This is a genomic window from Parafrankia sp. EUN1f (genome assembly GCF_000177675.1).
Classification (GTDB): domain Bacteria; phylum Actinomycetota; class Actinomycetes; order Frankiales; family Frankiaceae; genus Parafrankia.
Window position 1 is genome coordinate 1 of record NZ_ADGX01000267.1, and the last position, 6,542, is coordinate 6,542.

Below are 6,542 nucleotides of genomic sequence, written 5' to 3' on the forward strand. Positions count from 1 at the left end.
ATTGACGATCAAGAATCCGACACGCCAGTGAGGACATCGTGACCGTTACTCTGGGCATGCCCGCCGCTCCGCCCCGCCCGGTCGGAACCCGGCGGGTCAGCCGGCAGATCCACGTGGGCAACGTGCCGGTCGGAGGTGACGCCCCGGTCTCCATCCAGTCGCGTTCGGTGCTCCGCCGGTCGCCGACCTCGTGCAGCGTGCGTTCGTATTCGGGTCCGAATCTGTTGCGCAGCCGGGCGGACCGGGAGCGGTCGACGAGAACGGCCGCGGCGAAGACCGCACCGAGAAGCAGGACCACCAGGATGGCCCAGGCAAGCAGGGACACAACGCACCGACCTTTCGCGCCTTCGCGGGACTATCGCGACACGAGATGCCGGGTACCCGAGATCGTCCCGCTAAAACGACATCCCCGTTTCTGGGGCGCTGGCACGCCAGGCTCGGGACAGCACCGCCGCGCTGACCGCGAAGAACCAGCAGGTTCCGAGGAACAGGCCGGCGATGACGTCGGAGGGGTAGTGCATTCCCCGGTAGGTCCGGCAGAAGGCCACGACCAGTGGAAGCACCAGGGCGGCGACCGCGGCCGGCAGCCACAGCCACCGGGCGACGGCGACCACGCGCCGGGCAGCCGCGGGGTGGGACACCGCGGACTCGGATACCAAAGCCTCGGGTACCACGGGCTGGGACGCCGCGGGCCGTTCGGAGGCCGCGCCCGCGGCCCGGTGACGTGCGATGCCGTGCAGCACATACGCAAGGCCGCCGTAGAGGCAGACCGAGGCCGCGGAATGGCCCGAGGGGAAACTCGCCATCGGATCACCCGGATCAAGGCGTGCGACGGCCGGGCGCGGCCGGGCGACGAGGGTGTTGGAAACCTCGTAGATCGCCGCCTCGCCGGCGGTCAGCGCGATCACGCCGGCTGGCAGCCACCAGCCACGCGACCACCAGGCCGTCACCGCCGCCAGTACCGCGCCGGCGCCCACCACGACCCAGAGGTCAGCCAGGTACGTCGCCCACCGGGTCACGTCGAGAAGCGACGGCTCGCGGTGAGCGGCGAGCCAACGCGCCGCCGCCTCGTCCGCGGCCCGCACCCCGCCCGCACCATCGACAATCAGCTGACCGGCGACAACCAGAACGATCACGAGCACCACAGCCACCGGCACCAGCCTGACCAGGCATCTCCCCACCGGGCTCATTGTCGACCGGTCGCCTCCGCAGACGGTGCGGATTCCACCAGACTGATCTTCACCCGCCATGTCTCACCACGGCGACGGCGGCACCATACTTCGTCGTAGGCCATGCTCAGCCGTTGACCGGCCCGCCACCGCTCAACGCCGGGTCCTGCTCCGACTCCCCAGAGATCCCAGCCCGGCAAGGCCCGGTGGATCTCCTGCTGGTCCCGGCGCAGCATCAGGACGTGGGCTTCCTGACAGTCCCGCGAGTTGTCGCCCTTCTGCTTGTCGCCCTTCTGCTTGTCGCTCCCCTCGGAGGACTCGGCTGACCGCGGCCCGACCCACCAGAGCACCGGAAGAGGCGAGAAGATCTCCGTGACGTCGGCCCTCGCCAGCGGTTCCCACCCGGGATACCGGCGACGGCGCCGGTAAAAGATCCACACGGCTGTGGCGGGAACCGCGAGGCCGATCACCGTTACACCCGCCGGATAGGCCCAGTACCACGACCCCTCATACCGCCGGGCGCGGCCCGGATCACGCTCGTCATATTCCACCGTGATGGTTTTCCCGACACCGGGATAATCACCGTAGTCCGTGAGCCGCGTAACAGTCGGCACACCTTTACGGGTGACGAAACGGACCGTCGGCCGCTCCTTCGGCCCACCGGCGTCCAGCACCTCGGCCGTCACGGCTGTTCCGTATTCGGCGTATGTCACGTTCCAGTAGAACCAGTATGCCGCCAGGACCAGCAGAACGATTCCAGCCGCGAACGCCTTCCACACGACGTCGACGCCGAGCCGGAACGGAACGGGTTCGGGTCTTCTTCGTCCGCCACCGAACCCCGGCAGGCGTATTCCCATGGCGGGAGTGTGCCAGTCCGCCAAGGCCGGAGTCACCCTGAAGTGGCAGAGTCCGAGACCCTTCCCCGCTCAGGGTGCGGCGCAGACGGAGACAGGAATCCGCCGGATCAGCGGACACCGGCAGGGCACCGGCCACCAGTGTCGGGCCATGAGCGATCCGGAGCTCGACTGGCGGGGGCTGAATCTTGCTCATTGGGATGAGCGGGTGCCGCTTCATCTCGCCGGTGCCTTCTACGATCTGACGGGCTTCCGGGCTCGTCCCGACCGGCTCCGCGCCTTCGAGATCGCCGAGGTCGGTGAAGCAGCCCGCAGGCGTCTGGTGCACCGGCAGTGCCATATCGGGCTGGACTCCCTGTCGTGGGCCGCGCAGGGAGCCGACGTTGTGGGGACGGCGGTCAGGTACGGAGACGGCTCTCGACTGATGGTCGGCGATTGGCGGCGGGCCCGGACGGGTTGACGTCTCGGATCGTTCGCCGGAGACTAGAAAATCGATATCGAGGTCAAATTCGAGGTACGTGTATGGTCGCGTACCCGGACGTCCGGCCGGTGCTGGGTGCCGAAGCTGGGCTGGGCTTCGCGATCAGGATAGTCCGACAGCCGCACGGGGAAGGGCAGGGCCCGTTGACCACCATCAGCGCGGACGATCTTTACTACGACCCCTTCGACTTCGAGATCGACAACGACCCGTATCCCGTCTGGCGACGGCTGCGTGACGAGGCTCCGCTCTACTACAACGAGCGGTACGAGTTCTACGCGCTGAGCCGATACACCGACGTGGCGCCCGCGCTCACCGACTGGCAGACCTACCGGTCCGGGAAGGGGTCCGTACTGGAGGTGATCCGGGCGAATCTCGAGATCCCGCCGGGGGTGATCCTGTTCGAGGACCCGCCGTTGCACGACATCCACCGCGGGCTGCTCGCGCGGGTGTTCACGCCGAAGCGGATGAGCGCACTGGAGCCGAAGATCCGGGAGTTCACGGTGCGTTGCCTCGACCCCCTGGTCGGGGCGGGCACGTTCGATCTCATCCGGCAGCTCGGGGCGCAGATGCCGATGCGCACCATCGGTTTCCTGCTCGGCATTCCGGAGAGCGACCAGGAGGCGATCCGCGACCGCCTCGACAAGGGCATGAACCTGGAGGAGACCAGCTCGGAGGAGATGTTCAGCGACGGCTTCCTCGACGGCTCGATGTTCGCCGAGTACATCGACTGGCGGGCGAAGCATCCATCCGACGACCTGATGACCGAGATGCTGACCACCGAGTTCGAGGACGAGACAGGCACCGTCCGACGGCTGTCCCGCGAGGAGATTCTCACCTACGTCACGCTGCTGGCCGGCGCGGGGAACGAGACGACGACCCGGCTGATCGGCTGGACCGGGAAGCTGCTGGCCGAGCATCCCGACCAGCGCCGGGAGATCGCCCAGGACAGGTCTCTGCTCCCGAACGCCATCGAGGAGATCCTGCGTTTCGAGGCGCCGTCACCGATTCAGGCCCGCTCCGTCGCCCGGGATGTCGATCTGTATGGGCAGACCGTTCCCGAGGGCAGCATCATGACGCTGCTCAACGCCTCCGCGAACCGCGACGAGCGGCATTTCCCCGACCCGGACATCTTCGACATCCACCGCCGGATCGACCGTCATCTGTCGTTCGGGTACGGCATCCACTTCTGCCTCGGTGCCTCGCTGGCCCGGCTGGAGGGGCGGGTGGCTCTCGACGAGCTGCTGAACCGCTGGACCGACTGGGACGTCGACTGGGGCAACGCGAAGCTGGCCCACACCTCCACCGCCCGCGGCTGGGAACGCCTGCCGATCACCCTCGGCTGAAATCTCCCGCCGCTGCGCGCGGTATTGGTCCACGCGAGCCGCGAGGTCGGCGCAGGGGTGCAGATCGAGCACGGCCGGGTCCGGGTTCTCCGGCTTTGCTCCGGGCTGGGTAGAGTCGGCGCCTGTCCTGCGGTGAGCGCCGCGTGCCTGCCGCGCCGCTGGCTCGCGCTCGTCACCCCGACGCGTGCCCTGAACCGGGAGTTATCCCATGCCTGTCAACCAGCGTCCCACGTTGGGGCCGATGGTCTCCGCCACCTGTCTTCAGCAGATGCGGATCTACACCGAGGATCTCGTCGGCCGTGGGCCTGTCCTGGGCGCTGGCCGGATGCGCGGGCAGGGCGTAATCTCCGACCTCGGCCTGGACGGGTCCCGGCTGGATGACGAGAAGCTCCTCCGCCTGTTCGTCGACACGTTCGGTATCGAGGGCACCCGGCTCTGCCTGGTGACCGAGGTGACGTCGGACGGCTCCGGGGCGTATGTGGTGCGGCTGGTCGAAGGGGCGTGCAGCCACCAGATGGAGACGACGGAGCCGATGTGCGCCTACACGCTGGGTGTGTTCGTCGGGGCCCTGCAGGCCGTGACCGGCGTCGTCATGCAGGGGACCGAGACCACCTGCGAGGGGGCCGGTGACCCGACCTGCACCTTTGAGATACGTCCGCACCGGGCGCTCATCTGACGCCGCCCACCGTCACGCGCGCCCGACATCCGCGGCTGTCGGGCACAGGCACAGGCACAGGCACAGGCACACAGGCACCGGCACACAGGCACCGGCACGGGGCTCACGGGCCGGGCTGTCAGGCCCCGTGAGCGTCGGTGCCGCGGAGGCTGGCACGCAGGTCCGCGAGCTGGGCGTCCCGACCGGCCAGTGCCGACTCGATCAACGCCGCCCGTCGACGCTCCGTGTCAAGGTCGGCCCGCAGCACTCGTGCGGCGTCCTCGGCGGCGGCCAGGCTGCGCCGCAGACCCGCGACCTCCTGGCGGTTCGAGGCCGCCGCCGACTCCAGGGCGGTGATGGCGGCGCTCTCCATTCTGCCCATCTCGGTCTCGGCCCGGTCGGTCATCGCCTTGGTCGTGCCGCTCATCCGCAGCATCTCGGCCTGAGCCTCGGCGAGAGCGGCTCGGGTCTCGTCGAGCTGGCGGGTCACCGATCGCAGCCTCGCCGAGGTCTCGCCCGGTCGTCGCGGCGCTGTCGCCGGGCCGGTGGACGTCCCGGCGTCGATCAACTCGGGCGTTCGCCCGCCGCCGGAGCGGGGGCGTAGGAGGCGGCTGGCGAGGGTGCCGGCCAACGCGCCCAGCACCAGGGCTGTCGCCGGTGCCGCGACGTGGCTGTCCTGGCGGCCGTTCGGCGTCATCGGTGCCTTTCGTGAAGGAGGTTCGTGGGCGTCGCGTCGGTCACGAACAGACGCCGCAGAGACGGGTGACCACAGTATCCGCAGGTAGCGCCCGTATCCGCCGCAGGCAGCGGTCGCCGGAGAGCCGGAGAGCCGGAGAGCCGGAGAAACGTCACCACCGGAGAAACGTCACCAGTAGTCGCCGGCGGCACGCTGGAAGGTGCCCGACCCGGTGCCGGGCAGGGCGATCTCCCCGGCGAGTCCCGGGTCGACGCTCAGAAGCAGTGCCTGGACGAGAAGGGCGACGTCCCCGCGACGCCGCGCGTCGATCTCGAAGACCGGCGCGATGATGCCGACCCGTGCCAGGACCTGGCGGTAGTCGTCCAGACCGGGCGCGCGGCGGAGGTCCATCCCGGTGACGCCGACCGCCAGTGCCGTTTCGTCGATCACCGTTCGGAAGGTGCCGACGAACTCGTCCAGGTCGGCGAGTGGTGTCGGCCGGGTGTTGGTCATCAGGAGGACGACGCCGATCGCCCCTTCGGCGAGGATGTGCCGCATGAAGGTGAAACGGTCCTGACCCGGGGTGCCGTAGAGGTGGATCCGCTCGGCGCCGTCGAGCCGCACGACACCGTAGTCCATGGCGATGGTGGTCGTCGCCTTGATGTCCCTGGTCACATCCGTGGGCCGGGCCTCGGTGGTTACCGGGGGAATGTCGCTGATGGCCGCGATCGCGGTGGTCTTCCCCGCGCCCACCGGTCCAGAAAAAACGATCTTGTTGTGGGTCACATGTGTCTCTACGGATGACTCGAAGGGGTGGTGTCGGCCGAGGGGCTGTCGGTCGGGCGAAGCCTGTCGAACAGCTTGCGCAACAGGCTCCGTCTTGTCGCAAGGCCGCGTAGTTAGGCGTGGTTGGTGGCTGTCAAGGGACGTCGGCGTGTCGTGGTGCTGGTGGTGAACGCGCAACGGGACCGCTGGTAGGTAGGAGATCCGCCAAGATCCGCCTGCTGCCAGAGGTCCCGTTGCCTGCTCAGTGTCCCACGGTCTGTCTGACGCGTTCCCTCACGGTCGCCGAGGGGGTGTTCGCGCCCGGGCATCTGGGTGAACTGACCCAGCACGCGCCGTTCGAGCTGGTCGATGCCGTGCTGACGGAAACCGGCCGTGTGCAGCAGCGGGTGCGTGATCTACCCAGCCGGGTCGGGATGTACTTCGTTCTCGCGCTGGGCCTGTACGGGCATCTGGGGTACGCCCGTGTGTGGGACAAGCTCGTGGCCGGGCTGCGGGACCTGCCCGGCCTGGTGCTGGTCACGCCTTCGGAGAAGGCGCTGCGGGACCTGCGCCGCCGGATCGGGCCCGCCCCGGTGAAG

General features: G+C 68.8%; 8 protein-coding genes and 1 pseudogene. 5 read left to right on the forward strand and 4 right to left on the reverse strand.

From position 1 onward, the window contains the following. Nucleotides 1-38: 38 nt before the first annotated feature. Nucleotides 39-203 (forward strand): annotated as a pseudogene (locus FREUN1FDRAFT_RS44715) (4-hydroxy-3-methylbut-2-en-1-yl diphosphate synthase); the annotation flags it as partial. Between the two features lie 192 nt (nucleotides 204-395). On the opposite strand, the gene FREUN1FDRAFT_RS37350 reads toward FREUN1FDRAFT_RS44715, so the two are convergent. Together FREUN1FDRAFT_RS37350 and FREUN1FDRAFT_RS37355 are read right to left on the reverse strand one after the other, a co-directional pair. Continuing rightward, complete coding sequence (locus tag FREUN1FDRAFT_RS37350; protein ID WP_232295597.1) at nucleotides 396-1,151, reverse strand: phosphatase PAP2 family protein; 756 nt, start codon at nucleotides 1,149-1,151, stop codon at nucleotides 396-398. A 35-nt stretch (nucleotides 1,152-1,186) separates the two neighbouring features. After that, on the reverse strand, nucleotides 1,187-2,050 hold the full coding sequence (locus FREUN1FDRAFT_RS37355; RefSeq protein ID WP_232295598.1) for a DUF3592 domain-containing protein: 864 nt from the start codon (nucleotides 2,048-2,050) through the stop codon (nucleotides 1,187-1,189). 124 nt (nucleotides 2,051-2,174) lie between these two features. Here FREUN1FDRAFT_RS37355 and FREUN1FDRAFT_RS37360 point away from each other — a divergent pair, with 124 nt between their 5' ends. The 3 genes from FREUN1FDRAFT_RS37360 (at nucleotide 2,175) to FREUN1FDRAFT_RS37370 (ending at nucleotide 4,523) form a co-directional block, all read left to right on the forward strand. After that, on the forward strand, nucleotides 2,175-2,483 hold the full coding sequence (locus FREUN1FDRAFT_RS37360; RefSeq protein ID WP_035957396.1) for a hypothetical protein: 309 nt from the start codon (nucleotides 2,175-2,177) through the stop codon (nucleotides 2,481-2,483). A 62-nt stretch (nucleotides 2,484-2,545) separates the two neighbouring features. Next, nucleotides 2,546-3,847 (forward strand): cytochrome P450, encoded by a 1,302-nt coding sequence (locus FREUN1FDRAFT_RS37365; RefSeq protein WP_006545629.1) that lies wholly within the window; start codon nucleotides 2,546-2,548, stop codon nucleotides 3,845-3,847. A 208-nt stretch (nucleotides 3,848-4,055) separates the two neighbouring features. Beyond that, nucleotides 4,056-4,523, forward strand: a complete 468-nt coding sequence (locus tag FREUN1FDRAFT_RS37370; protein WP_006545630.1) for a 4-vinyl reductase — start codon at nucleotides 4,056-4,058, stop codon at nucleotides 4,521-4,523. Nucleotides 4,524-4,641: 118 nt separating this feature from the next. Here the strand turns inward: FREUN1FDRAFT_RS37370 and FREUN1FDRAFT_RS37375 are convergent, their stop codons facing one another. Both FREUN1FDRAFT_RS37375 and FREUN1FDRAFT_RS37380 read right to left on the reverse strand, forming a co-directional pair. Next, entirely contained in the window at nucleotides 4,642-5,199 is a 558-nt protein-coding gene (locus FREUN1FDRAFT_RS37375) for a hypothetical protein (RefSeq protein WP_006545631.1), read from the reverse strand. Between the two features lie 168 nt (nucleotides 5,200-5,367). Beyond that, nucleotides 5,368-5,964: an ATP/GTP-binding protein gene (locus tag FREUN1FDRAFT_RS37380; protein WP_006545632.1), complete on the reverse strand. Its 597-nt coding sequence runs from the start codon at nucleotides 5,962-5,964 to the stop codon at nucleotides 5,368-5,370. Nucleotides 5,965-6,197: 233 nt separating this feature from the next. Between FREUN1FDRAFT_RS37380 and FREUN1FDRAFT_RS37385 the strand changes: the two genes are divergently transcribed. Next, the coding region (locus tag FREUN1FDRAFT_RS37385; protein ID WP_006545633.1) for an IS4 family transposase at nucleotides 6,198-6,542 on the forward strand (345 nt) is incomplete at its 3' end.